This window comes from Arthrobacter tumbae (assembly GCF_016907495.1).
Lineage (GTDB): Bacteria > Actinomycetota > Actinomycetes > Actinomycetales > Micrococcaceae > Arthrobacter_D > Arthrobacter_D tumbae.
In genome coordinates, this window is the sequence record NZ_JAFBCC010000001.1 from 1,367,880 (window position 1) to 1,391,889 (window position 24,010).

General features: G+C 64.0%; 23 protein-coding genes. 13 read left to right on the forward strand and 10 right to left on the reverse strand.

The annotated features are described in order from the left end of the window. Positions 1 to 40: 40 nt before the first annotated feature. From JOD47_RS06510 to JOD47_RS06520, 3 genes are all read left to right on the forward strand, one after another. Positions 41 to 1,312, forward strand: coding sequence for a 6-phospho-beta-glucosidase (locus JOD47_RS06510; RefSeq protein WP_204533054.1), 1,272 nt, complete (start codon positions 41 to 43; stop codon positions 1,310 to 1,312). Further along, positions 1,300 to 2,304 carry an N-acetylglucosamine kinase gene (locus JOD47_RS06515; RefSeq protein ID WP_204533055.1) on the forward strand — a complete coding sequence of 335 codons (1,005 nt, stop codon included), beginning with the start codon at positions 1,300 to 1,302 and terminating at the stop codon, positions 2,302 to 2,304. The genes JOD47_RS06510 and JOD47_RS06515 overlap by 13 nt, the downstream gene beginning before the upstream one ends. Positions 2,305 to 2,373: 69 nt before the next feature. Then, entirely contained in the window at positions 2,374 to 3,546 is a 1,173-nt protein-coding gene (locus JOD47_RS06520) for an ATP-binding protein (protein WP_204533056.1), read from the forward strand. 57 nt (positions 3,547 to 3,603) lie between these two features. Here the strand turns inward: JOD47_RS06520 and JOD47_RS06525 are convergent, their stop codons facing one another. The 6 genes from JOD47_RS06525 to JOD47_RS06550 are packed head-to-tail and all read right to left on the reverse strand — an operon-like array spanning position 3,604 to position 10,534. Continuing rightward, complete coding sequence (locus JOD47_RS06525) at positions 3,604 to 4,680, reverse strand: Gfo/Idh/MocA family protein (protein WP_204533057.1); 1,077 nt, start codon at positions 4,678 to 4,680, stop codon at positions 3,604 to 3,606. 23 nt (positions 4,681 to 4,703) lie between these two features. After that, entirely contained in the window at positions 4,704 to 5,723 is a 1,020-nt protein-coding gene (locus JOD47_RS06530; protein WP_372432793.1) for a LacI family DNA-binding transcriptional regulator, read from the reverse strand. A gap of 50 nt (positions 5,724 to 5,773) precedes the next feature. After that, a complete protein-coding gene (locus tag JOD47_RS06535; RefSeq protein WP_204533060.1) occupies positions 5,774 to 7,270 on the reverse strand; it encodes a GH1 family beta-glucosidase in 1,497 nt (498 codons plus the stop codon). Then, the gene (locus JOD47_RS06540) at positions 7,270 to 8,163 is read right to left on the reverse strand and encodes a carbohydrate ABC transporter permease (protein WP_204533061.1); all 894 of its coding nucleotides are present in this window, start codon (positions 8,161 to 8,163) and stop codon (positions 7,270 to 7,272) included. Before JOD47_RS06540 ends, JOD47_RS06535 begins: the two co-directional genes overlap by 1 nt. Continuing rightward, positions 8,160 to 9,179, reverse strand: coding sequence for a carbohydrate ABC transporter permease (locus tag JOD47_RS06545; RefSeq protein WP_204533063.1), 1,020 nt, complete (start codon positions 9,177 to 9,179; stop codon positions 8,160 to 8,162). The genes JOD47_RS06540 and JOD47_RS06545 overlap by 4 nt, the downstream gene beginning before the upstream one ends. 59 nt (positions 9,180 to 9,238) lie before the next feature. After that, positions 9,239 to 10,534: an ABC transporter substrate-binding protein gene (locus JOD47_RS06550; RefSeq protein ID WP_204536492.1), complete on the reverse strand. Its 1,296-nt coding sequence runs from the start codon at positions 10,532 to 10,534 to the stop codon at positions 9,239 to 9,241. Between the two features lie 261 nt (positions 10,535 to 10,795). Here JOD47_RS06550 and JOD47_RS06555 point away from each other — a divergent pair, with 261 nt between their 5' ends. Further along, on the forward strand, positions 10,796 to 11,551 hold the full coding sequence (locus tag JOD47_RS06555; protein WP_204533065.1) for a class I SAM-dependent DNA methyltransferase: 756 nt from the start codon (positions 10,796 to 10,798) through the stop codon (positions 11,549 to 11,551). Positions 11,552 to 11,575: 24 nt separating this feature from the next. Here JOD47_RS06555 and JOD47_RS06560 read toward each other — a convergent pair whose 3' ends face one another. Next, positions 11,576 to 13,870 carry a beta-galactosidase gene (locus tag JOD47_RS06560; protein WP_204533066.1) on the reverse strand — a complete coding sequence of 765 codons (2,295 nt, stop codon included), beginning with the start codon at positions 13,868 to 13,870 and terminating at the stop codon, positions 11,576 to 11,578. Positions 13,871 to 13,911: 41 nt separating this feature from the next. Continuing rightward, the gene (locus JOD47_RS06565) at positions 13,912 to 14,613 is read right to left on the reverse strand and encodes a FadR/GntR family transcriptional regulator (RefSeq protein ID WP_204533068.1); all 702 of its coding nucleotides are present in this window, start codon (positions 14,611 to 14,613) and stop codon (positions 13,912 to 13,914) included. 131 nt (positions 14,614 to 14,744) lie between these two features. Between JOD47_RS06565 and JOD47_RS06570 the strand changes: the two genes are divergently transcribed. The 7 genes from JOD47_RS06570 to JOD47_RS06600 all read left to right on the forward strand — a co-directional run bounded on the left by JOD47_RS06570 (position 14,745) and on the right by JOD47_RS06600 (position 19,880). Continuing rightward, positions 14,745 to 16,199, forward strand: a complete 1,455-nt coding sequence (locus tag JOD47_RS06570) for a four-carbon acid sugar kinase family protein (RefSeq protein ID WP_204533069.1) — start codon at positions 14,745 to 14,747, stop codon at positions 16,197 to 16,199. Between the two features lie 50 nt (positions 16,200 to 16,249). Next, positions 16,250 to 17,152 carry an NAD(P)-dependent oxidoreductase gene (locus tag JOD47_RS06575; protein WP_204533071.1) on the forward strand — a complete coding sequence of 301 codons (903 nt, stop codon included), beginning with the start codon at positions 16,250 to 16,252 and terminating at the stop codon, positions 17,150 to 17,152. Between the two features lie 118 nt (positions 17,153 to 17,270). Further along, the gene (locus tag JOD47_RS06580) at positions 17,271 to 18,686 is read left to right on the forward strand and encodes a GntP family transporter (RefSeq protein ID WP_204533072.1); all 1,416 of its coding nucleotides are present in this window, start codon (positions 17,271 to 17,273) and stop codon (positions 18,684 to 18,686) included. Between the two features lie 173 nt (positions 18,687 to 18,859). Then, positions 18,860 to 19,117, forward strand: a complete 258-nt coding sequence (locus JOD47_RS06585; protein WP_204533074.1) for a hypothetical protein — start codon at positions 18,860 to 18,862, stop codon at positions 19,115 to 19,117. Further along, positions 19,114 to 19,395: a hypothetical protein gene (locus tag JOD47_RS06590; protein ID WP_204533076.1), complete on the forward strand. Its 282-nt coding sequence runs from the start codon at positions 19,114 to 19,116 to the stop codon at positions 19,393 to 19,395. The genes JOD47_RS06585 and JOD47_RS06590 overlap by 4 nt, the downstream gene beginning before the upstream one ends. Continuing rightward, entirely contained in the window at positions 19,385 to 19,666 is a 282-nt protein-coding gene (locus JOD47_RS06595) for a hypothetical protein (protein WP_204533078.1), read from the forward strand. The genes JOD47_RS06590 and JOD47_RS06595 overlap by 11 nt, the downstream gene beginning before the upstream one ends. 19 nt (positions 19,667 to 19,685) lie before the next feature. After that, positions 19,686 to 19,880 (forward strand): glycine zipper domain-containing protein, encoded by a 195-nt coding sequence (locus tag JOD47_RS06600; protein ID WP_204536881.1) that lies wholly within the window; start codon positions 19,686 to 19,688, stop codon positions 19,878 to 19,880. Positions 19,881 to 20,003: 123 nt separating this feature from the next. Here JOD47_RS06600 and JOD47_RS06605 read toward each other — a convergent pair whose 3' ends face one another. After that, positions 20,004 to 20,498: a GNAT family N-acetyltransferase gene (locus JOD47_RS06605; RefSeq protein WP_204533080.1), complete on the reverse strand. Its 495-nt coding sequence runs from the start codon at positions 20,496 to 20,498 to the stop codon at positions 20,004 to 20,006. A 152-nt stretch (positions 20,499 to 20,650) separates the two neighbouring features. On the opposite strand from JOD47_RS06605, the gene JOD47_RS06610 reads away from it, so the two are divergent. Both JOD47_RS06610 and JOD47_RS06615 read left to right on the forward strand, forming a co-directional pair. After that, positions 20,651 to 21,076 (forward strand): PRC-barrel domain-containing protein, encoded by a 426-nt coding sequence (locus JOD47_RS06610; RefSeq protein WP_204533082.1) that lies wholly within the window; start codon positions 20,651 to 20,653, stop codon positions 21,074 to 21,076. 36 nt (positions 21,077 to 21,112) lie between these two features. Further along, positions 21,113 to 22,150, forward strand: a complete 1,038-nt coding sequence (locus JOD47_RS06615; RefSeq protein ID WP_204533084.1) for a zinc-dependent alcohol dehydrogenase family protein — start codon at positions 21,113 to 21,115, stop codon at positions 22,148 to 22,150. A gap of 4 nt (positions 22,151 to 22,154) precedes the next feature. Here JOD47_RS06615 and JOD47_RS06620 read toward each other — a convergent pair whose 3' ends face one another. Next, positions 22,155 to 23,954 carry a hypothetical protein gene (locus tag JOD47_RS06620; protein WP_204533087.1) on the reverse strand — a complete coding sequence of 600 codons (1,800 nt, stop codon included), beginning with the start codon at positions 23,952 to 23,954 and terminating at the stop codon, positions 22,155 to 22,157. Positions 23,955 to 24,010 lie beyond the last annotated feature (56 nt).

The following is a 24,010-nucleotide window of genomic DNA, read 5'->3' on the forward strand; positions in this document are numbered from 1 at the left end:
AAGGAGACCAGGGGCTCGCTCGCCCAAGGAAAAGGATGACATGAAGGTTGCTGTTGTCGGCGGCGGGTCGACCTACACGCCGGAGCTCGTGGACGGCTTCGCCCGCCTCAGGGAGATACTGCCCATCGAAGAGCTCTGGCTGGTTGATCCCGACGCGTCGAGGCTTGAACTGGTGTCAGGTCTTTCCCGCCGCATCTTCTCGAGAGCGGGCCATCCCGGACAGATCCGGACCACTTCCAGCGTCGAAGCGGGGGTCAGCGACGCCGACGTCGTTCTCCTGCAGTTGCGCGTCGGCGGGCAGGCCGCACGCCATGGCGACGAGACCTTCCCCCACGAAGCCTGCTGTGTGGGGCAGGAGACCACCGGGCCCGGAGGGTTCGCCAAGGCGCTGCGGACCGTGCCCGTGGTGCTGCACATTGCTGAAATCATCCGGGAGAAGGCGAAGCCGAACGCGTGGATCATTGATTTCACGAATCCGGTCGGGATAGTGACGCGGGCGCTCCTGCAGGTCGGCCACCGGGCCGTGGGGCTGTGCAACGTGGCCATCGGTTTCCAGCGCAGGTTCGCTGCACTTCTCGACGCTGACTACGGCGATATTTCCCTGGACCATGTGGGACTCAACCACCTCACGTGGGAACTGGGCGTCAACCTGAAGACGGACGGCGGCTCCGTCAACGTCCTCCCCCGAATCCTTGGAGAACATCTCGAAGAAGTGGCCCGGGAGGTGCAGCTGCCGCCCGCATTGTTGTCGCTGCAGCAGGCTGTGCCGTCCTACTACCTGCGGTACTTCTACGCCCACGACGAGGTGCTCCGAGATCAGCTGAGCCAGCCATCCCGGGCGCAGGCAGTCATGGAGGTTGAGGAGGCGCTACTCAAAAAGTACGCGGACCCGGCGCTGGATACGAAACCGGAGGAACTGTCCCTGAGGGGCGGCGCCTTTTATTCGGAAGCAGCGGTTGACCTCATGTCGTCGCTGATCTCAGGGCGGGGTGATGTCCAGGTTGTCAATGTCCGCAATGACGGCACGCTGCCGTTCCTGCCTGACGATCACGTGATCGAGGTCCCCGCGGTCATTCGGCCCGGCGGGCTGACTGTGCCTCCGATCGGTACGATCCCGGAGGAGATAGCCGGGTTGATCAGCCACGTGGCGTCCTACGAACGGCTGGCCCTCGACGCTGCGCTGCACGGTGGGCGTGAGCGCGTGCTTCGGGCGATGCTTGCCCATCCGCTGGTTGGCCAGTTCGATAAGGCGGAGAAGCTCACCGATGCACTGCTCGCCGCCAACCGTGACCACCTGGCGTGGGCCCGTTGAACCAGCCCGGCTGCCCTGTTGTCATCGCGGTTGACGGCGGCGGTTCCAAGACAGACCTCGCAGTTCTTTCACTCGAGGGCGAGGTGGTTTTTCATGCTCGGGGCGGTGGCGCGAATCCCCAGACGGTAGGCCTCGACGCGTCTGTGGCGGTGATCCGGGCGCTTGCTGCCGGGGCATTGGCGGCTATCGGAAACCGGCCGCTGCTCCAGACAAGCGTCTACCTTGCCGGCATGGACCTCCCGGTCGAGATCGAGGAATTCTCCTCGGCCATCGCCGAAGACGCCTGGGCAGGAGGAGCCGATGGGAGACGCGCGGTCGTCGACAATGACCTCTTTGCTCTCCTCAGGGCCGGAACCGACAGCCCGAATGCGGTGGCGGTTGTCTGTGGGACCGGAATCAACGCCGTGGGAGTAAGTGCTGACGGACGGACGGCGCGGTTCCCCGCCCTTGGCCTGCTGTCCGGAGACTGGGGCGGCGGAGGGGACCTCGGCGCCGCTGCGCTGTGGCACGCGGCCAGGTCAGAAGACGGCCGGGGGCCACGGACGTCCCTGGCCGAGCTGATTCCGGCGGCCTACAACCTGGACTCCGTGCGCGAAGTCATCGAAGCCATCCACCTCGGGCGCATCCCCGCGCGTTCGGTTGCTGACCTCACTCCCGTTCTGTTCACAGCCTCAAGTGCCGGCGATGACGTCGCCGCATCAGTGGTTGACCGCCAGGCGGACGAGATTGTTGTCCTGGCGGTCACTGCGCTTCGGCGTCTCGATCTGCTCAACGCACCGGTGCCCGTCGTTCTGGGCGGAGGGGTGCTCGCTGCGAATGACAGCCGGCTCCTCACCAGAATCGGGTTGGGCCTGGAGGAACAGGCACCCAACGCCCACCTGCACCTGGTGACCGCACCCCCGATCGTGGGGGCGGGCCTTCTGGCCCTGGAAGCAGCCGGGGTGGAGGCTGGTGCGATGGCTCGTGCACGGGCCGCACTGGAGTGCACATGACATTCCACGCCGCTTATAAGAATCTATATAGAATTATCCAGATTTCTAAATACCTGATTATATTAATGTATGGATAGCGACCTCAACCCATACTCGCCCGGCTCAGGGCGCCGTCCTTTCGAGCTGGTGGGCCGCAGCACCGAGGTTAACGCATTCAATCTCCTCATCGCCAAGAGTCAGCAACGGCGGTCCGATCGTGGAATTGTGCTCCACGGACTCCGGGGCGTCGGAAAAACGGTTCTACTGAATGAGTTCCGACGGCAGGCTGAACGTGCGGACTTCATGACTGTATCCCTGGAGGGCCGTGACGCTGAGGGGGGCCCGGCGGCGGTCAGGGCCAAACTCGCTCGTGGACTCCTGCAAGCCGCCCGTAAAGCAAACCGTCGTGGCATCACTTCAACGTTGCGTGAAGCCCTCGGAAGCATTGTTTCGTTCTCCGCCAAGCTCGGAGTCACAGGAATCGACATAGGCGTTGACCTAGCACGTGGTCGCGCCGACTCGGGATCCATCGAGGTCGACCTTGAAGAAATGGTCGAGGACCTCTCAGCTGCGATGACTGAGCAGCACCGCGCCTTGATTTTCATCATTGACGAAATGCAGGACCTGGACAAAGCACTCCTTACTGCGCTGCTGAGCACCCAACACATGGCCGGACAACGGGAGTGGCCTTTCTACATCGTCGGAGCAGGACTACCTAACCTCCCCTCAGTTCTTGCTGAAGCCCGCTCGTACGCCGAACGCCTTTTCAACTACCGGCACATCGACGCACTCACCCACGACGCTGCGGTATCGGCTCTCGTCGCTCCCGCCGCGAAATATGGCGCAAGGTATGAAGTTGAGGCCCGTGACTTACTCCTCACGGCGTCCGGTGGATATCCCTACTTCATTCAGGAATACGGACACGCGGCTTGGGAAACGGCTCCAGAGAAGACGATCACCTCACAAGACGCGCAGATCGCTGTCACCATTGGGCGCGCACAACTCGACCAGGGATTCTTTCCGTCGCGCTGGAAGCGTGCGACTAAAGGGGAACAGGAATTCCTTCGGCTCATGGCCCTCGACGGTGACGAGGGCTCAGGCACCGCCCAACTCGCAGAACGTGGTGGGCGCAAACAATCCTCAATGACCATGAACCGCGCCTCCCTCATCAAGAAGGGCATCATTTACGCCCCAGCACATGGCCGAGTCGCATTCACCGTGCCCGGCATGGCGCTCTACATACAGCGCCAACACAACACATAAGTCGCGCATCTAGGATCGCTCGGCGCCACCCCATTCCGCTCCAGCGGAACGTGCGAACTACACCGTGACCTGATCGCTTCCGTACCGGATGCCGACCTGCCCGCGCACGTCGTCGAGAAGCTCCATCGTGGCAACCGAGTCAGCCCACGGCATGGTGGGGCTTTCGGTCAGCCCGTCCTGGATGCACCGGCTAACTTCGCGAAGCTGGTACACATAGTTGCTTCCCACCTGGCCGAAGGATTCGACGCGGGAGCGTCCGTCCGTCGTCGTGATGGTGAGGCTCGTTGGGTTGCACTGCGGAGTGGAGGCTGTCAGCCATCCGGCGTTTCCGCTCACCGTAGCTGTGCCGGGACAGCTGGCAACGATCGATGTGATCAGTTGGGCGACTTCCCCGTTCTCGTAGGAAAGCGTCAGGGCGTTCCGCATGTCCACGCCGTCGTCGGTGAGGGTTGCCTGGGCCGCGACGCCGGCCGGAAACCCCAGCGCTCCGAGCGCCCAGGTCAGTGGATAGACCGCGAGGTCCAACAGCGCGCCGCCGCCGGCAGACGGATCCCAGAGGCGGGAGTTCCGGTCGTAAGCGGACACGAAACCCAGGTCCGCCTGGACCCACTGCACCTCTCCCAGCTCCCCGGAGGCAAGGATGTCCCACGCCCGGTTGATGCTCGGCAGGAAGCGCGTCCAGACCGCTTCCATCAGGAAGACGCCGTTGGCCGCCGCAACCTCGGCGAGCGCCCGGGCTTCCGCAGCGTTGACGGTGAAAGGCTTCTCGCAGAGGACGTGCTTGCCCGCGGTGAGCGCCGCTTCCGCCACCTCACGGTGCTGGCTGTGCGGCGTCGCAATGTAGACCACGTCCACATCCGGGTCATTGAACAACTGCTGGTAACCGCTCACGCCATTGATGTCAGAGTAGCTGGTTGCGAAGCCGAAGTCGGCGGCGAAGCCCGCAGCGTTCGCTTCGCTGCGCGAGCTCACCGCGTACAGCACCGAGTCTTCGAGCAGCGCCAGGTCAGCGGTCACGCGGCGCGCTATGGTGCCCGGAGCCACGACGCCCCAGCGCAGCTTCTTTCCGGTGGCTTTCAGCGGGTCAGCTCCGGGCTCAGCGCAGGGCGGAACGGGCAGAATGTGTTGACGCATCACTTTTCCTCGAGTTTATGAAGTCAGGCGGAACCCCTGACCACCAGCGAGGTAGGCAGCAGGTTCACGCGGTCCGCCGGGTCACCCTCGATCAGTGCGAGGAGGATCTCGGCCATACGGTGTCCCATCTCAACGATGGGGTGGTGAATAGTAGTCAGGGCGGGCGTCACCGAGGTGGCAAACGAGTCATCATCGAAGCCGACGACGGCGATATCGGCCGGGATGCGGATGTTCCGCTCTGTGAGCACCGCGCAGGCACCGGCCGCCATTTGGTCATTGGCCGCGAAGAGCCCGTCGATCGGCTGCCCGCGGTCCAGGAGCCGGCGCATCGCCTCCCTGCCGGATGCCTGCGTGAAGTCGCCGATCTCCACGAGGGACGTGTCCAGTCGAGCCGATCGCAGGGCAGTCTCCCAGCCGCGCAGCCGGTCGATCCCCGGGTACATGTCCTGCGGGCCGGCGATGGTGGCGATTGAGGTGCGTCCGGCATCAACCAGGTGCTGGGCGGCCCTCGCCGCAGCGGCCTGGTTGTTCACCTCCACGTAGTAGCTGTCACCTTCACCCCGGAAAGGGCGTCCCGCGAAAACCACGGGGAGCGAATCGCTGATCCTGGTCCAGGAGTGGTCACCGCTGTGGTGGGAGACCACCAACGCACCGTCAACGTTTCCGCCCAGCAGGTAGCTTCGGGTCTTCTCAGGCCTGGCTTCAGACGAGACGATCAGGTTCAGCGTGTACTTCGTCTCCACGAGCGTTTGCGCGATGCTTTCCACCAGGGTGGCGAAGAACGGGTCGGCAAACACTTTCGAGGTGGACTCCGGAACCACCACTGCAACCGAGTTGGTCCGCCTGCTCGCAAGCGAACGGGCAGCGCGGTTGGGGATGTAGTTCAGCGTGGAGATGGCCTTTTCCACGGATTTCACGATGTCCGGGTCAACGTTCGGTGCATCGTTGACCACCCGGGACACCGTTGATCGTGAGACGCCGGCGAGCGCGGCCACCATTTCGAGGGTCGGCGCGGGCCGCGACCGGCTTGCGTCTGTCTTCACAATCATCTCCGTGCATGGTGCTGGAACCTGTGGGTCCAGTCTAGGTTGGCTCAGGCTCCTGACGGCGTGAGCACCTGCACCCTCGACTGTTCCACCTCCCCGTCAGCCCTCGCGGAGCTGATCAGTTGCCGGTAGGCATGGCCGCTGTCCTTGATGGTCCGTTCAAAGGAGTCGTAATCCACCCGGACAATCCCGAAGCGCTTGCCATAGCCCCAGGACCATTCGAAGTTGTCGAGCAGTGACCAGACGAAGTAGCCGCGGACGTCTGCACCGGCGTCGATTGCCTCACCTACCGCAGCAACGTGGTCAAGCACGAACTGGGTCCGCTCGGTATCGTGCACCGCGCCGTCGCTGCTGACGACGTCGTCGTAGGCAGCGCCGTTCTCCGTCACGTACAGCGGTGGGAGGGCGCTGTACTCCTCGCCGAGGCGGACCAGCAGTTTCCGGAGCCCGTCCGGGTTCACTTCCCAGTTCATCGCCGTGCGCGGCAGGCCGCGGCTCGGGAAGGCGATGTCCTCAGAGCCGATCCAGCACGAGGACGTCTTGCGGGTGGTGCCGCCGGAGTGGCCGTCGCCGCCCTCGGTCGGGTGACCGCTGATGAGGTCGTCGTGGTAGTGGTTGACCCCGAGGAAGTCGATGGGCGTGCCGATGATCTCGAGGTCACCGAACTGGATGACGTCTCGGATGCCGAACTGCTCGAGGTCCGTGAGTGTGTCTTCCGGATACGCTCCGCGCAGGATCGGGTCAAGGAAAATGCGGTTCTGGAGGGAATCGAACCGGCGCGCGGCATCGAGATCGATGGGGTCCGCGGGATCCTTCGGGATGGAATTGCTCAGGTTGAGCGTGATGCCGATCTGCTCGGCCCCGCGGGAGCGCAGGGTATTGACGGCGAGGCCGTGCGCCAGGTGCTGGTGGTGAACAGCGGCAACGGCAGCCCGCGGTTCCTGCCGCCCGGGAGCATGAACTCCGGCCGCATAACCGAGCAGGGAGGAGCAGAACGGCTCGTTGAACGTCGTCCAGTGCTGCACCCGGTCGCCCAGCGCAGAATAGACATCGTTGGCGTAGTCCACAAAGCGGTACGCGGTGTCACGGTTCGCCCAGCCGCCCTTTTCCTCCAGGGCTTGCGGCAGGTCCCAGTGATAGAGGGTCAGCCAGGGGAGGATCCCGGCGTCGAGCAGTTCATCCACCAGCCGTGAGTAGAAGTCCAGGCCTTCCGGGTTGGGCCCACGGTCCCCCGGCCGGACCCGCGCCCAGCTCGTGGAGAACCGGTAGGAGCCCAGCCCGAGCTCCTTCATGATGCGGACATCTTCGGGCATGCGGTCGTAGTGCTGGACCGCATGCTTGAGCGTGTCTCCGTGGGCAATAGCCCCCGGTACGCGGGCGAAGGCGTCCCAGACGGAGTCTTCCTTGCCGCCCTGGTGGCTTGCCCCTTCGACCTGGGCTGCCGCGGTGGCTGAACCCCAGAGGAATCCTTCCGGCCAGGTTCTGGTCGCGTTCCCTGGAACGGGTTCACCGTCGATGGGTAGGCGGGTTGCGTCGAGTGGCATTAGCCTTTCACTGCTCCTTGCATGATTCCTGAGATGAGTTGTCGGCCTGCGACGACGAAGAGCGCCAGCAGGGGAAGTGTTGCGAGAATCGCTCCGGTGAGCACGATCGAGTAATCGACGTACCGGGCGGCCTGCAGTTGGCTCAAGGCCGTCTGCAGGGTGGGGTTACCGGCGTCGAGCACCAGCAACGGCCAGAGGAAATCCGTCCAGGCGGTCATGAAGGTGAAGAGGCCAAGAATCGCCATCGCGGGCCGTGCGGCGGGAAGCGCCACATGCCAGAAGGTGGAGATCATGGACGCGCCGTCCATGCGCGCGGATTCAATGAGCTCGTCGGGGATGACGTCCACCAGGTACTGGCGCATGAAGAACACGCCGAACGCGGTCACCAGCGTGGGAATGACGACGGCGCCGATCTCGCCGGTCCAGCCCAGGGTCCGCATCATCATGAACAGCGGGATGATGCCCAGCTGGGTGGGAATCGCCATGGTGGCGATCACCGCGACCATCAGGCCGTTGCGCCCCTTGAAGCGGAGCTTCGCGAAGGAGTAGCCGGCAAGCGTCGAGAAGGTCACGACTGACACCGTGATGATGCCGGATATCAGGACGCTGTTGCCCAGTGCCAACCAGAACGGAATGGTGTCGAATACTTCGCCGACGTTGGTCCAGAAGTTGCCGCCGGGCAGGAGCGGCGGCCAGGTTCCGGCCAGTGCCGAATTGGACCGGCTGCCGATGATGACGGACCACCACAACGGATATGCCGAGGCGAGGAAGAACGCAAACAGCAACCCGTAGGTCAGGAACCCGGGACGGTGCCCGTTGCCGAACAGCTTTCTCCGCAACGGCAAGGATCGCGCAGTTCGGTCAGCGGTCTGCGTCCTGTCGATGACGGTCATTTCCCACTCCTTGTGGTCGTTAATCCTGCACGCCTCAGACGTCTGTTTGCAGGCGCGTCGCCGGTGGTCGCGATGCGGCGCGAGATCAGCCAGTTCACGATGCCGAAGAGGACGATGATGAGGAACAGGAGCCACGCGATGGTTGCAGCCTTGCCGAAGTTCTGACGCTGGAACGCCATTTCCCACAGGTAAAGCACGGTGGTCTGGAACTGGCGTGCGGTTCCGCCGGCGCTCCTGGGATCGTAGAGCTTGGGTTCGGTGAAGATCTGCAGGCCACCGATGGTTGCGGTGATGACCACGAAGATCATGGTGGGGCGGATGCTCGGCAGCGTGATGCTGAAGAAGCGGCGGAACGGCCCGGCGCCGTCGATGGCGGCGGATTCATAGATGTCCCGCGGCACGGCCTGCATTGCCGCGAGCAGGATCAGGGCGTTGTAGCCGGTCCAGCGCCAGTTCACCATGGTGGCGATGGCGATGTGGCTGGGCAGGGTCTCGTTCATCCACATGATCCGGTCGATGCCCATGCTGGCCAGGATGTTGTTGATGAGCCCGTACTGCTCACCGAACATGTTCGCGAAGATCATGGCAACCGCTACCGGAGTAACGATGTATGGGAGCAGGATGCTCATGCGCCAGAACGTCTTGGCACGCAGGTTCTGGTCCAGGACGGCCGCAATGCCCGTTGCGACTACCAGCTGCGGGATGGTGGAGAGCAGGAAGATGCTCACGGTGTTGAACAGTGAGTTCCAGAAGAACCTGTCCTGGAGTACCTCGACGAAGTTCCGCAGGCCCACAAACTCGCCCTGCCCCTTCAACAGATGCCAGTCGAAGAGGGAGACAACGAAGGTGTAACCGAGGGGGAAGAGCCCCACGAGCCCGAACAGGAGAAAGAACGGGGCTATATAGAGGTACGGCGACGCCTTCACATCGAACACATTGAGGCGCTGGCGGAAGGTCGGTGCAGTCTTGCTGGCAGCGGGAGCGCCGGCTGCCGGTCGATTCAGTGTCGTAGTCATTGACGGTTCCAGTCCATGAGGGGGCCTCCGGTACTCCCGGAGGCCCCACGGCCGGTGTGCTAGTTGTTGACGACGAGCTCGTTGAGGAGCTTGACGGCTTCGTTCCAGGCCTCGTCAGCCGTTCCGGAACCCGTGTCGAGGATCTTCAGTGCCGGAGCGAAGACGTTCTCCTGAATCACCGAGTCCTTCGGACCCTTGAACTGCGCGACGACGCCCTCAGCCCGCGAGGCGAAGATGGCACCGTAGGGGGCGTCGTTGAAGAGCTCGTTGGGTACTGCATCCTCAACGATCTGCTGCTGTGCCTCGAGGGTGCTGGGGAAGTTGTTCGCTGCGGCGGACTGCTTGACCTGCTGCTCCGGTGCGGTCAGCCAGGCTGCAAGCTTGGCGGCCTCGGCCGGTTGCTCCGAACTTTCAGGAACGGAGAGGAAGGCTCCGCCCCAGTTGGACGCGCCTCCCGGGAAGACATCGGCTACGTCCCAACCGGTCTCGGGTCCACCGCCGGCGGATTCAAGCTGCTCCTGAATGGTTCCCAGCATCCAGGCGGGGCACACATGGACGGCGAAGGAGCCATCAACGAACGCCTTGCCCTTGCCCCAGTCGAACTGCTTCTGGTTGGCGGACAGCCCGTCGGCTGTGCCTGCGGCGAGGAGGTCGAACTTGGCGCGCATGGCTTCGTTGCCCTCGACGTTCAGCGCACCGTCGGCCGTGTAGTAGCCCTCCTCCATCTGGTTCACCATGGAGTTCCACACGAAAGCAGACTGGTCATACCAGGCTTTGCCGGTGGCCTCGTTGTACTCCCGGCCCAGGTCGAAGTAGGTCTCCCAGGTGGCGTCGTCGCCGCCGAAGAGTTCAGCAACTTCTTCGCGGTCCGTGGGGAAGCCTGCTTCCTCGAAGAGATCCTGGTTGAAGCACAGTGCCTGCGGTCCGATGTCGGTGCCGTAGCCGATGACGCGGCCGTCGGGATCGGTGCCCTGCTCGAACTTCCAGTCCACCCAGTTGTCCTTGATGTCCTGGGCGCCGTGCTCGTTGAGGTCCACGAACTGGTCAGACACCTCCATGATCGAGCCGAGCCAGCCCTCTTCCACGGCGACAACGTCACTCAGGCCGGAGCCGGCCGCGAGCTTGGTGAACGCATCGGTGCGGGCATTGGCGCTGCCGTCGATGTTGTTGGCCTCGATGGTTACGCCGGGGTTGGCCTCCTCGTATTCGGCGTACAGGTCGTCGTAGCCGAAGTTTCCGAAGGTGGTGACGGTCAGCTCGACGGGATTCTCGGCGCTGGCCGGTTCATCGCTGCTACTGCCGCAACCCGTGGCAACGAAGGCCAGGGTCATAGTGCCGGTGAGGGCTGTGATCATTTTGGTGCGTCGTGAAAGGCTCACGGTCACTCCTTTGTGTGCGTGCTTCGATGGGAAAAGGGCGTGCTGGGTTCCACTGACTGGCCTCCTGGAACGGACGGGATCAGCCTGCGTGAAGATTGGTACGGGAGTTTGATGGAGCGCTCCATCGGCGGTTCAGCCAATCTACAGATGACCTCTGTCACATGTCAATAGAGCGCTCCATCACATTGTCCACGACCTCCGCCTGCGTCACTGAAGGGACCGTGGAATAGTGGCGGGATGATCAACCAGCAGCAGCTCTGGGACGACGAGGCCGCTCGAAAGTACGACACCCCCGGCGAGGGAATGTTCACCCCTGAAGTTTTGGCTCCGACGGTGAAAGTCCTGTCGGAGCTCGCCGGCAGCGGCCCCGCCGTGGAATTCGCCGTGGGAACAGGGCGCGTCGCTATTCCCCTTTCGGAGACCGGAGTTCCCGTCAGCGGCATTGAGTTGTCGCACGCAATGATTTCGCGGCTTCGGGAGAAGGTCGGCGATGACCGGATCCCGGTGATTCAGGGCGACATGACCGAAGCAGCGGCCGGCAGAAACTTCTCTCTCGCGTTTCTCGTGTTCAACACCATCGCGAACCTCCTGACGCAGGACGAGCAGGTGGAATGCTTCCGGAACGCTGCCCGCCACCTGGCGCCCGGTGGATGCTTTGTTGTTGAACTCTGGGTGCCGCAGCTGCGTTCACTGGCACCTGGACACAGCGGCACAGTCGAGGTGAGCCAGCCGGGGTACCTCCTCGTTGATACCTATGACGTGCTCACGCAGCACGTGACCTCCCACCACGTGACTTTCGGTCCGGAGCTCGCTGATGGCCGGAACGCTCACATCGGGCGTACGCCACACCGCTACATCTGGCCCAGCGAACTCGATCTCATGGCAAGGCTGGCCGGCTTCACACTGGAATCCAGGTGGGCCGACTGGGACCGCAGCCCCTTCACCGCAGAATCACGAAGCCACGTCTCGGTGTACCGGCTCACCTCACCCTGAACCCTCAACTGGCGGCCCTCAGCCCTACTGAACCGGAACGTGCTTGGTCCTGACGGTGACGACCGACGCGCTGAGGATCTCCGCCGTCGGCTCCGTCAGGGCTACGCGGACCCTGTCCGCCTCGTCAGGCAGCCACACGGGAGTGTCGGCAGCGAGGGGATAGACAGCCGCCTCGATCACCCTCCGGTCGGTGTCTTGGGCCGGAGTGATGTCGATGTCCCACGCCGAACCGTCCCAGAAGACGTCCTCTTCGCGGCCGTCAAACAACGACGACGCCGCGTCGCCCACCAGCTCAAGGCCCAGCAGCGAACGCTCCCCTGCCTTCGCCTGACCGCTAACGCTGATGGTGTAGCGGGCGGCATGCGTAGCGAAGTCATCCGGGGACGGCGCGGAGGCGCGTCCGGGGACCGTGACGGGCCGTGCCGGCGGTGCAGAAGCCGGAGCCGCCCGTGTGATCGTCACTTCATGCGCCTGCGACGGAACGGTGAACGGGTGGCGCGAGAAACCGTCGTCGTCCGCTTGTCCCGTTGGAGGGAACGCTGCCACCGTCCCGGACTGGTACGCATACACCGCCAGCCCTCCGTCCCGCTCCACCACAGGGGCAGCCGACAACACCAGACGACGACGGCCGCTGACGGTAGGCGTCCACGCTTCCAACGCTTGTGACGCCGAAAGAACCAGCACGCGCAACCGCGCACCGTCGTCGCTGGTCACGGTGAGAAAACCGGGCTGAAGGTCCTCGAGGACGAGTTCCCCGCCTACGGGCGCACTGGGATGACCCTCTGCGGTGTACCCGGCCGGCACCGCGAGGTGCGCATCGACGCCGTCGTTCGCGGTAAGCACCAGAACCGGTGGCTCCCCTTCGGGTTCAAGCACCGTCAGTACGTTGAGCGTGGCCCACCGGACGACGACGCCGCCCGCCTCCAGTTGCACCGGCCAGGACAGAAATTCTCCGGCCGGAATATCGACCGGACGGTGAGGGAACAGGACACTCTGGTCATCCAACCCGATCTCGAACTGCACTCCCGTCCGGGCGGGCAACGGCTCATGCGGCCGGTGGTTGTTGATGAAAACAAAGCCGCTCGCGCCGTCGCTGCGCAGTGACCAGCGGAGGCCACCGTCGTCGTCGTTTTCCGGGATAGTGGCATTCATCGCCGCGAGACGGGAGCCGAAAGCCTCCAGGAAGGAGTGCTGGTTCCGCAGTCGGTGAAAGCTCTCACGAATCTGTAGGTGGGCACCGACTGGTGCGCCGAAGTCGTAGTTCAGTTCCGGCAGGTCGTTCGGGTAGCCGGTCGCGTGGGACTCCTGCAGGCCCTTGCGCGGGTTGGTGCCGCCCACAAACATGTAATAGCCCTGCCAGGCCGAGCCGCTGCCGAGCTTGCAGAGCGCGACGGCGGCGATATCCCGGGCGGTCGGCGCCGGACGCCGGTGGTAGGCCTTCGCCATGCCGCCGCCGAGTTCGCAGGTTGCGGCCGGGAAATCGGGGTGTTTTGCGCCGACGACGCCGGTCCAGGCGGCACCTGCGAGGTCCTTGCCGATGCCCGGGTCATCCCACTGGTGGGAAAACGTGAAATGGGTCTGGAAGCTCTCATCCCAGCCCTGTTCGGTGTCCACCCAGAATCCGTCCGAGTAGCCGCCGTAGAGCGGGAACACCTCGCCCACCGGGATGTCCGCGCTGCCCCAGGCCGTCGCGGTCCAGAGCGGTGCGAAGAGCCCGCTCTCCCGGGCGATGTCCTTGAGGGCGAGGATGTGGTCGGGTTGGTCGTAGATCTCGTTCTCGAGCTGGATGCCGATCACCGGGCCATCGCTGCCGCACAGCCCGGCGACTTCCCGCCCAATCTGCCCGAACCAGGTGCGAACGGCTTCGAGATAGCGCGGATCATTGGTGCGTTCGGTGTAATCCGCATTGACCACCCAGTCCGGATGGCCGCCGTTGCGGACCTCGCCATGGCACCACGGGCCGAGCCGAAGGATGACCTCGAGTCCGACCTCCTGACACAGCTGCACGAACGCCGCCAGGTCGAGGTTGCCCTCGAAGCTTGGGGCTTCCTGCTCGTCCGGCTGGTGATGAATCCAGAAGATGTAGGTGGCGACAACGTTGATGCCGCCCGCCTTTATCAGCCGCAGCGCATCGGCCCAGCGTTCGCGCGGCTGCCGGCTGTAGTGCATCTCACCGGTGACCGGAATCCACGGTTCGCCATTCCGGAGGATGCTGCGGTTGGTGAGCGCAAAACCGGGGCGGGTGTCGACGTCGTTGGCCATCTGCGGGCGGGTTTCGGGAGCGTCCCAGCCAACGTGGGAGATCTTCAGGGCGGGCATGATCTCGACGGTAAGCGCATACCGCTTGCCGAGCAACAAAGTCAGGGTTCGAGGACGTAACTCAACAGATCATTGAGCGTCTGCTCCATGTGCCGATCCATGGCCAGCCGGGCGCGTTCGGTGTCATGCGAGCGCATGGCGTCCATGATGTTGGCGTGCTCGGCAATGGCGTTGATCTGAATCTGGACCACCTTCGAGGTTTGCGCGCGCCGGGAGGCAAGGATCCGGGTCAGCGGCTCAAACAGCACCGCAACAAACACGTTCCCGGACGCATGCAGGATCAGGTCATGGAAGGCGAGATCGGCAGCGACGAAGCGGTCGACGTCGTTCGCTTCATGGGCGGCACGCATGTGTGCCAGTTGCCCGTCCATCTCGGTGAGTTCCTCGGCGGTGATGCGGCTCGCGGCGAGTTCAGCGGCACCGGTTTCGAGCATGCGCCGCAGCTCAATCAGCTGCACGGCCACTGCGGCGTCATCCTGGCCCTCCGACGCGGCACGCAGCACCGCCTCCAACGACGACCACTGGTTCAGTGGGTTCACGAACGTACCCCGCCCACGCTCTACGCGGAGGATCCGGCGCGCCACGAGGGTCTTCATCGCTTCCCGGACGGTCATGCGGCTGACCTCGTGCCGCGCGCTCAGTTCAAGCTCGCCGGGAACACCGGATCCGGGCGGGAATTCACCGGCAACAATGCGGTCGAGCAGCTCGTCAGCGACTTCATCGACCAGCGATTTGCGTGCCATACTCCCCCTCTTCCGGTGACCAGCCAAGTGTACTTGCGCGTCTGCATGGCCTGTGTCACACTATTTCACATGCAAGATGTCTGACATCTTACATTCAGAATCGAAGCCAGCTTTTCACAACGGAGTGCACAGTGACTACTGAGACAAACCTCCTCGCCGGTTACCCGGCCGAGCTCGCCGTATCCGCCGACGCGGTGGCCCAGACGCTTGAAAACCGCATCTTCGTAGTGCTCGACGACGACCCCACCGGCACGCAGTCCGTCTCGGATCTGCCGGTCCTCACCCGCTGGGAAGCCGAGGACTTCACCTGGGCCTACGGCGAGGGCAAACCCGCGGTCTACGTGCTGACCAACACCCGCAGCCTCGATCCCGCGGAAGCCGCCTCCCGTAACGAGGAAGTGGTCCGCAACGCGCTCGACGCCGCTGCCCAGCTTGGATCCGACCTCCGCGTGAGCTTCGTCAGCCGCAGCGACTCCACCCTCCGGGGGCACTACCCGCTGGAGCCGGACGTCATCGCCGCCACAGTGGCCGAGGTTTCCGGGGAAGTCACCGACGGCGTCGTCATCATCCCGGCTTTTCCCGACGCCGGCCGCATCACTATCGGCGGAGTGCACTACACGCGCGGAAGCGACGACGAACTGATTCCGGTCGCTGAGACTGAATTTGCGAAGGACGCCACCTTCGGCTTCACCAATTCGGAGCTGCCGAAGTATGTGGAGGAGAAGTCGGGTGGACGGTTCGCCGCCCGTGACGTGATCGTTCTCGACCTGAATATCATTCGCGCTGGCAGCGAAACCAGCGATCCGGAGCTGTCGGCGATAGCCATCGCAGACGCGCTCGACGGCGCCACCGACTCCACTCCGATCGTCGCGGACATCGTCACCGAGAACGACCTCCGCGCACTGTCGCTGGGCCTCGCCGAAGCTGAACGGCGCGGCAAGCGCCTGCTGTACCGGGTGGGACCGCCGTTCATGCGGGCGCGCATCGGGCAGGACGTTCGCGAGCCGCTTAGCAGCGACGAAGCGTTCGCCGGCACCAGCCCTAGCGCTGCGGGCGGCCTCATTGTCGTCGGCTCCCACGTCGGCGTGACCACGCGGCAGCTGAACGTGTTGACCACCGAGCACAGCGCCGCCCGCATCGTGGAGATTGACGTCGAACGCCTGCTGACCGGAGATTCGGACCGCTACCTCGACGAAGTGGTCGACGACGTCACCACTGCCCTCGACGGCGCTGACGTCATCGTGCACACCAGCCGACTCCTGGTCCGCGCGGATGACCCGTCCGAGAGCCTGCGCATCGCGCGCACCGTATCTGCCGCCGTCGTCGACGTCGTCAACCGGACGCTAAAAGCGTTCCCTCCCCGCTTCGTCATCGCGAAGGGCGGCATCACCTCATCCGATGTTGCAGCCCACGGGCTGGAGATCCGTCACGCCATCGTGCGCGGTCCCATGCTGCCCGGGATCGTCAGCCTCTGGGCGCCCGTTGACGGCCCGGCCAAGGGCATCCCCTACATTGTTTTCGCCGGAAACGTCGGCGACGACCGCTCACTCGCAGACGTGACGCGCACCCTCAGCGCCACCTTCTAGCAACTTTCTCACTGCACCGTTCAACCCAGCACGTACCAACGGAGATACACATGAGCACCACTGATTACCAGGTCACCGTCCTCGGCCTCGGCGCGATGGGACTGCCGATGGCAACCCGCCTCGCAACGCAACTGACTGTCCACGGCTTCGACATCGCCGAGGAGCGGCTGAAGCTGGCGAACGACGCCGGTGTGCGCACCTTCGCTTCCGGGCGGGACGCGACGCACGGCGCCGACGCCCTCCTGCTGGCGGTCCGCAACGGCGAGCAGCTCACCGAGGTCCTGTTCGGCGAAAACGGTGTCGCCGCAGCGCTGAAGCCCGGCGCCGTCGTCATCCTCACCAGCACCGTGGGTACGGAGGCGATCGCCGGCACGGTTGCGCGTCTCGCGGAATTCGGCGTTGCCCTCGTCGATGCGCCGCTGTCCGGTGGACCGAAGCGGGCCGGGGAGGGAGACCTGCTCATCGTCGTGGGTGCCGAGCCGTCTGCGGTGGAAGCGGCCCGCCCGGTGCTTGAGCTGTTGGCGTCAACGCTGAGCATTGTCGGCGACAAGCCGGGCGACGGCCAGGCGCTCAAGACCGTCAACCAGCTGCTCTGCGGCGTCCACATTGCCGCCGCCGCAGAGGCGATGGCGCTGGCCGACGCACTTGGCCTCGACCAGCAGAAGACTCTCGCAGCCCTCGAGGCCGGAGCCGCAGGTTCCTTCATGCTCTCCAACCGCGGTCCGCGGATCCTCGAGGCGTACAGCGAGGACGGCGCCGAAGTACTGAGCCGGCTCGACATCTTCGTCAAAGACATGGGGATCGTCGGTAAGGCCACCCGCGGGGCCGGGCTGGCGACGCCGGTCGCCGCCGCGGCCGAACAGCTCTACCTTCTCGGTCAGGCCCAGGGCCTCGCCGCTGCGGATGATTCCGCCGTCATCCGGGTTGTTGCGCCCACGAAGCGCAGCGCCTGACGTCGTCGCTCACTGCACCATTCGGAACCGCACCGTTCCCGCTCAGGCGGCTCCCGCCGTCGTCGTTTGTATTGGCAGCCTCACCGCGAGGCTCCCGTTGTCATAGGAGACATCCCTTATGAGCCCTCTCGCTCTCCTCGCCGTTGCAGTAGCGGGCGTTGCCCTGCTGCTCGTGGGAGTTATCAAGTTCAAGATTCCGGCGTTCCTGGCGCTGCTGGTGGTGAGCGTAATCGTGGCGCTGGTCGCGGGCATTCCGCTCGGCGACATCGTCAGCACCGTGACTGAAGGTATGGGAGGAACGCTCGGCAACGTCGCAATCCTCGTCGGTCTCGGCGCCATGCTCGGTAAGATGATCGAAATCTCCGGCGGCGCCCAGGCACTGGCGGGGAAATTTACCTCGGTGCTCGGCCCGCGCCGCGTGGTTGCTGCGTTGACCTCCGCGGCGTTCCTGCTGGCCATTCCCGTGTTCTTCGACGTCGGGTTCATCATCCTCGTGCCGATCATCTACGGTTTCGCGAAGGCTGCCGGCGTGAACCCGGTCAAGTTCGGCCTGCCGGTTGGCGCCATCATGCTCGCAATCCACGTGGTTGTTCCGCCGCACCCCGGCGTTGTGGGTGGAGCCGGGATCCTCGGTGCGGATATCGGGTGGACCACTGTGCTGGGCCTGCTGCTCTGCCTCCCGGTCGGTGTACTGGGCTACTTCGTTGCGCAGAAGCTGAACCGTCGCGAGTATGAGATGCTCCCCGCCACCGCCGCCCAGTTCAAGCTGTTCGGTACCGGTGAATCCGACGTCGAGCGCGATACAGCGCCCGGCGGCACCGGAAGCGTAGCCACGCAGGTCCGCACCGCGCCAAGTCCCGCGATGATCATCTCCCTGATCGTGCTTCCCATCCTGATGATCATGATCGGGACCGTCGGCGCCGTCATCCTCCCAGAGGAGACGCTAGGCCGGGACCTCGCCGGGTTCATCGGCTCACCGCTGATCGCGCTGCTCACCGCTCTCGCTCTGGCGTACTACTTCCTCGGCATCCGCCGCGGCTGGTCCTCCCAGCACACCGGCGAAGTCATGGACTCCGCGCTGGCTCCCACTGCGATCGTCATCCTCGTGACCGGCGCCGGCGGCGTCTTCGGCAAGGTGCTGACCGTTTCCGGTATCGGAACCGCGCTGGCTGAGGGTCTTGCGGCCGTTGGTCTGCCCATCATTGTCATGGCGTTCATCCTCGCCGCAGTGCTGCGTGCCTCGCAGGGTTCGGCAACGGTCGCCATCATTACGACGGCGGGTCTCCTCAGCGCGGCAGTCGCGGCAGGCGGCTATTCCCCCGTGCAGACGGCGCTCATTCTGATCGCGATCGGTTTCGGCGCGTTCGGCCTGAGCCACGTGAACGACTCCGGCTTCTGGATTGTGACCCGCTTCCTGGGCCTCTCCGTGGCGGATGGCCTCCGTACCTGGACTGTGCTGACCACCATCCTGGGCGTTGCCGGCTTCCTTCTCACCCTCGTGGTGTGGGCGCTCGTGGGCGGGTTTGCGGTCTAGTTTTACTTTCCGCGATACCGTTCGCGCCTCCCGATAGCTCTTTTGCCATCCGATAGCGGCCTCCCGCTATCGGATGGCAAAACCGTTATCGGATCAGTTGTAGTCACCAGGCACTCCCACCCGTTATTGTTCGGAACAGTCAGCTCCTTGTGCGGGGGCGCCGAGGGGGGAAAATGAACTGGATCCGCGCCAACCGGTGGGTTGCAACCGGACTTGGCATCGCCGTCGTCGGGCTTTTGTTGGTTCTTGTTGCCGGAGCCACGGCGCCGCCTGCGTCGTTCGGCTGGATCGCTTACGCACCGTTGACGAGCAACACCGTTGTCTTACCCGGTCCGACGGCGGGTGAAATCTTCGGCGGATCCCTGGCCGGAGCGGGACTCATCCTGTGCGCAGGTGCCCTCGGCTACCTTCGCGGACGGCGCCGGACGTGAGGCGGCTGCTGATCTCGCTGCTCGGTGTCGCCGCTTTGCTGGTTCTGGCCGGGGTGTCGCTGCTGTTTGGCCGGCCGCCAGCCGCCCCGCCACTTCCTGCCGCGCACGCCGGAGCGAGCATTGCGTATGGCTCAGAGCTCGTTATCGCGTACGACGACGGTGCCTCCTCCTCCGATCTGCTCACCACCGCCGGTGGCCTGCTGGTGTTGGGCGGCCTGATGGTCAGTTCCGGCGCCTACGGCAGCCGGCTCGCGAAGGAGGCTCCGGATGCGGGCTGATCCCGGATGGCGTAAAGCCATCGCCGTGTTGAGTGTTGGAGCGCTGCTGCTGGTTCTCGGGGTGTTTCTGGTGATCGGTTCCCAGCCGGTTGCCATGCAGGAGTTCGCTTCTGTCGGAGGTCAGGGCCAGGAATTCCACCTCACCTCGAACGGTGTCCTGAGCAACGGCCCGCTGTTGTTCAGCCCCGCAATGGGCGGCGTGCTTCTCGGCACTGGAGTGGCGCTGGCGGCGGGCGTGGGCGGGTTCGTGCTCGGCCGTCGTCGTCGTTAGCTCCGGCTAGCATCGAAGCATGCATGAAGAGGAGAACGATTCAGCCGACAGCCGCATGGCGAACAGCATGGCGATCGGCATACCGTTCGGGCTGCTCATTGGAGTGGTCGTGGGCATCCTGGTGAACAACATCGGGTTGGGCATTGGCCTTGGATTACCGCTGGGCGCTGCTGCTGGGGCGGTGGCTCACGCGATTCGCAACGGCGAGCGCTAGATTCCTCATTCAGGTCCGGTTCCCGATAGCGTTCCAGCCCACCGACAGCGGTTCAGTCTTCCGATAGCGTTTAACCGCTATCGCATGGCTGGACGGCTATCGCGAAACGTTCTGTGTGGTCCGTCAGAGCCCAATCCAGTAGCGAAGCTTCGCCCCTCCGTCAGGCGCTCCCTCCTGGATACCCCCGTGGCGCTCGATCGTTGCCTTGGACGCAAGATTGTCGGCGTCGCACGTCAGCAGCACACTCTCAATCCCGAGTCCGTGGGCCTCGACCAGCGCCGCTTCGAGAATGAGGCTGGCGTAGCCGCGTCGCCGAAACGCGGGGAGCACTGCGTAGCCAATGTGGCCTCCCACGGACAGCAGGTACTCGTTGAGCCTGTGGCGGATGGAGACCCTGCCGATGATGCGCCCCTCGTCCTCCGCCACCAGGAAGGTCGCAGGAACCCGGCCGGCCGGTACGCCGATGCCTCGTTGCAGGTGCTCGGTTTGCTGAGGGAAATCGCTCCAGTCCATCCCGGACTCATAGCCCAGCAGGAACTCGAAGTTCTCACGTTCAAGTTCCGCATGCGCCGCCGTCGCTTCGGCTTCGTCCTCGAGTGTAAGCGGTCGGAGTTTCATGATCGTCGACGCTAGCAGCGATCCAACGGCTATCCGCTTTGACCGCACCCTTGCCCGACGGCGCGGACCGTGATTCGGTTGATCGAAGGCTCATTAGCCCTTCGAGTTCCGACTCACAGATCTATCCGGACACCGAAAGTAGGAGCAGAACCATGGCAACAGGAGAAACGTCCAAGCTGATCAAGCTGAGTGACAGCGACCAGACCGTGGCTCCAGAAGAGGACATCCGCGGGCTGAACGTCAAAGACAAAGACGGCGATGACCTCGGGAAGGTGGATGACCTGTTGATTGACGACGGCGAGAACAAAATCCGCTTCCTGGAGGTTGCCTCAGGCGGTTTCCTGGGGATAGGCGAGGAGAAATCCTTCATTCCGATCGACGCCATTACCAATATCGACGAGAACGTCCACATCAACCAGTCTCGTGGGCACGTGGCCGGTGCACCCACGTACAACCCCGAACTCGTCGATCAGACCGATTACTACGAAGACGTGTACGGATACTACGGCTACAGCCCGTTTTGGGGAGCAGGCTATATGTATCCCGCACTCCCCCCACGCTCTGGGCGTGCCCTTTAGCTAAAGCTCACGCGCGCAACGCTTTAGACTCCGATAATGCGCGCAGTAGTTTTCGACCAGGTTCAGGGCCAGCCCGGCGTTCGGGAGGTACCGGCTCCAGCGGTCACTCCGGGCGGCGTCGTGGTCAAAGTGATGGCAACAGGCCTGTGCCGCAGTGATTGGCACGCCTGGGTCGGCCACGAGGACATCACGTTTCCCCACGTTCCCGGCCACGAGCTTGCCGGCATCATCACCGAGGTAGGCGCCGACGTCGTCCGGTGGAAGACCGGTGACCGCGTGACGGTTCCCTTTGTGTGCGGCTGCGGCCGGTGTGAATTGTGCGCATCGGGTAACGCCCAGGTGTGCCCCAACCAGCAGCAGCCGGGCTTCACTCACTGGGGATCCTTCGCGGAGTATGTCGGCCTGCATGCTGCCGACACCAATCTGGTGGCAATTCCCGACGGGATAGATTTCGCGACGGCGGCCAGCCTGGGTTGCAGGTTCGCTACCGCGTACCGCGCGCTGATCAGCCGCGCGCAGGTGAGACCAGGCGAGTGGGTAACCGTTGTAGGTGCGGGCGGTGTGGGTTTGAGCGCGGTGATGATCGCTCGCGCGGTGGGCGCACGTGTGATCGTCGTTGACCGGAACGCGGAGGCCCTTGAGGTTGCGTCCAGGCTCGGCGCTGAGCACGTCCTCATGGCCGACGGCGGTGACATCCCGTCCGCTATTGCTCAACTCACCGACGGCGGAAGCCATGTCGCCATTGATGCGGTCGGCAGCGAGCAGACCTGTGCGGACGCCATTCTGAGTCTTCGACGTCGGGGTCGGCATGTGCAGATCGGGCTGCTGCCTCCGGTCGAGGGCAATCCTCGCGTTCCGATGGCGCGGGTGATCGCGCCGGAGCTCGATGTGCTGGGCAGCCATGGCATGGCCGCCGCCGATTATCCGGGGATGATGGCGCTCATCGAGGACGGCTCGCTGCGACCGGACCTGCTGATTGAACGCACCGTTGGACTCGCTGAGGCTGCTTTCCTGTTGCCAGGTTTCGATCGAGCGAAGCCTGCCGGGATGACGATCGTCGATCCCTGGCGCTGAGGATTCAGTTGGCTGCGGTGAGGACCGGCACGATGATGAAGATGCCGAAAAGCAGAGCTGCAAGGGCAACTTTCAAGCTTCTTTGCGTCCGGTGCAGCTCCTCCGCTCCGTCCAGCACAAGCCCGTCGCGGCGTCCGAATTCCCAGTCGAGCACTTCCCGTTCGTAAGTAGTGCCTGCGACGTTCGCGGATCTCAGAAGATCGAACCGTTCACTCACGTCCCAGGTGTCGCTGGTGTACCTGGAACCGAGCGGCGGCATCGTCCAGTTGGTACGCATACCCTGCAACATGGAGAGGACTGCTTCCATCGGTTTGTTCTCAAGGAAGTTGCGCTGCGTCCAAGCCACCTTCGCCCGTTCCAGGGGGAAGCTGAGCTCCACCTTTTCACCGTCGTGCCGAACCATGAGCGCCACACGGTGTGATGATCGGGCCGATGAGGCGGGAGAGTTTGGTGGCGCAGTGATGGCAGGGAGGTGAATCCAGTGGAAGGCAGCGACGACGTTCGGTCGTACGCCAAGCCCCAGCAAGGCAACGCCCTCGCGCTGCGCCATCACAGTGAAGTTTCGCGGCAGGCCCGCGTACTTCGAGGCACCGAAGGCGTCGGGGCGGACCTTCCGAAGTGCCGCGAGAAATGCGTTATCACGATGCCCCTGCAGAACGGTGTACTTACTGAGTGCTGTGGCTGCCCGGAAGAAGGCTGCCTCGCGTGCATCAATCAATGCGAGCAGCGCTGCTGCGACGAGGGCGCCAAGCACTGCGGCGAGCAGGCCAACCCGTATCGACAGGTCCTGCGACGTCGCCTGAATAAACAACAGATACCAGGCACCCGAAAGGACGGCGGACCCCGGCACCAGAAAATTCCTGTGCTCGCGTAGCCTCACAGACCAGTTACGGCGTATCAGGCGTTGCTCGTTTGCTTCGCCCGCAGTCCGCGGTCGGCTTTTAGGTTCCAACACCGTGAAAACCATGCGCGCGTCGTCGTCCTGGCCGGCCTCAGGAGGAGGCAGTCGGTGGGCAGTGTCCCCACCCGGCGCCCATGAGGCGTAAGCCGCAGCTAGCTCGGGCAATCGGGACCGCAACTTCTCCAGCTCGGAGGAGAGCCGCTCGAGGTCAATGTCCGTAGGTGAAACCCCGAAGCCATCGAGGCGGCCCCGCTCCGTGGCCTTGCATAGCATCTCGGAACTCGGTTGGGACTTCAGTAAAAAGCGTGCGAAAGCCGTCGTCATGAAGTGGCAGTTATCCAGCGCGTCAGCGTAGAGGTCCATCCCCTCAGGACCGCGAACACCGTCAAGGGTCACAGAGGTCCGCCTGAACTGGACGGTTGCAAAGGATGCCGCGACGTCGAGCAGGAGAAATATGTTCGCCGGTCCATGCCCAGCAAAACCGATCTCTGCGAGGCTCTCAGGTTCGGGTAGGCCAAGGGCTTTCTTGACCCCCTGGGTCACACGGTTGAACATCGTGTTGCCGTGGGCACGAAGAATGTCTCGAAACACCAAGGTGTCGAGCAGATTGGCCCTGATCCTTGGAACGGGTGTGGCGAAGTGATATTGAGAGGTGGAAATCGATGCCGCGAACCGGCGACCGAGGAATGCTGCCAGACCGCGGTTGCCGATACCCAGAACCGGGTGATTGATCAGACTGTCTTCACGTCCGAGCTCGCGCTCAATTTCTTGGAGCGTTTGCAGATCCAACTCTCCAAGGAAGGCGAGCGCATGCTCAACGTCGCGTGCACCGGCGTCGTCCTCGACTGCACTGGCACGGACGGCGGCTGTCAGCCGTTCTGCCACCGCAGTACGTTGATCCATCTCCACAACGCGTTCCCCTCGCTACAACCGGACCCCGACGACGACGCCCCGGTCCA

Coding starts and splice junctions, on each gene's coding strand:
- JOD47_RS06615 (WP_204533084.1), top strand. CDS start 21,113: ATGCGCGCAGTAGTTTTCGACCAGGTTCAGGGCCAGCCCGGCGTTCGG.
- JOD47_RS06535 (WP_204533060.1), bottom strand. CDS start 7,270: ATGCCACTCGACGCAACCCGCCTACCCATCGACGGTGAACCCGTTCCA.
- JOD47_RS06605 (WP_204533080.1), bottom strand. CDS start 20,498: ATGAAACTCCGACCGCTTACACTCGAGGACGAAGCCGAAGCGACGGCG.
- JOD47_RS06580 (WP_204533072.1), top strand. CDS start 17,271: ATGAGCCCTCTCGCTCTCCTCGCCGTTGCAGTAGCGGGCGTTGCCCTG.
- JOD47_RS06565 (WP_204533068.1), bottom strand. CDS start 14,613: ATGGCACGCAAATCGCTGGTCGATGAAGTCGCTGACGAGCTGCTCGAC.
- JOD47_RS06575 (WP_204533071.1), top strand. CDS start 16,250: ATGAGCACCACTGATTACCAGGTCACCGTCCTCGGCCTCGGCGCGATG.
- JOD47_RS06595 (WP_204533078.1), top strand. CDS start 19,385: ATGCGGGCTGATCCCGGATGGCGTAAAGCCATCGCCGTGTTGAGTGTT.
- JOD47_RS06600 (WP_204536881.1), top strand. CDS start 19,686: ATGCATGAAGAGGAGAACGATTCAGCCGACAGCCGCATGGCGAACAGC.
- JOD47_RS06545 (WP_204533063.1), bottom strand. CDS start 9,179: ATGACTACGACACTGAATCGACCGGCAGCCGGCGCTCCCGCTGCCAGC.
- JOD47_RS06510 (WP_204533054.1), top strand. CDS start 41: ATGAAGGTTGCTGTTGTCGGCGGCGGGTCGACCTACACGCCGGAGCTC.
- JOD47_RS06610 (WP_204533082.1), top strand. CDS start 20,651: ATGGCAACAGGAGAAACGTCCAAGCTGATCAAGCTGAGTGACAGCGAC.
- JOD47_RS06560 (WP_204533066.1), bottom strand. CDS start 13,870: ATGCCCGCCCTGAAGATCTCCCACGTTGGCTGGGACGCTCCCGAAACC.
- JOD47_RS06520 (WP_204533056.1), top strand. CDS start 2,374: ATGGATAGCGACCTCAACCCATACTCGCCCGGCTCAGGGCGCCGTCCT.
- JOD47_RS06540 (WP_204533061.1), bottom strand. CDS start 8,163: ATGACCGTCATCGACAGGACGCAGACCGCTGACCGAACTGCGCGATCC.
- JOD47_RS06555 (WP_204533065.1), top strand. CDS start 10,796: ATGATCAACCAGCAGCAGCTCTGGGACGACGAGGCCGCTCGAAAGTAC.
- JOD47_RS06620 (WP_204533087.1), bottom strand. CDS start 23,954: ATGGATCAACGTACTGCGGTGGCAGAACGGCTGACAGCCGCCGTCCGT.
- JOD47_RS06525 (WP_204533057.1), bottom strand. CDS start 4,680: ATGCGTCAACACATTCTGCCCGTTCCGCCCTGCGCTGAGCCCGGAGCT.
- JOD47_RS06585 (WP_204533074.1), top strand. CDS start 18,860: ATGAACTGGATCCGCGCCAACCGGTGGGTTGCAACCGGACTTGGCATC.
- JOD47_RS06550 (WP_204536492.1), bottom strand. CDS start 10,534: ATGATCACAGCCCTCACCGGCACTATGACCCTGGCCTTCGTTGCCACG.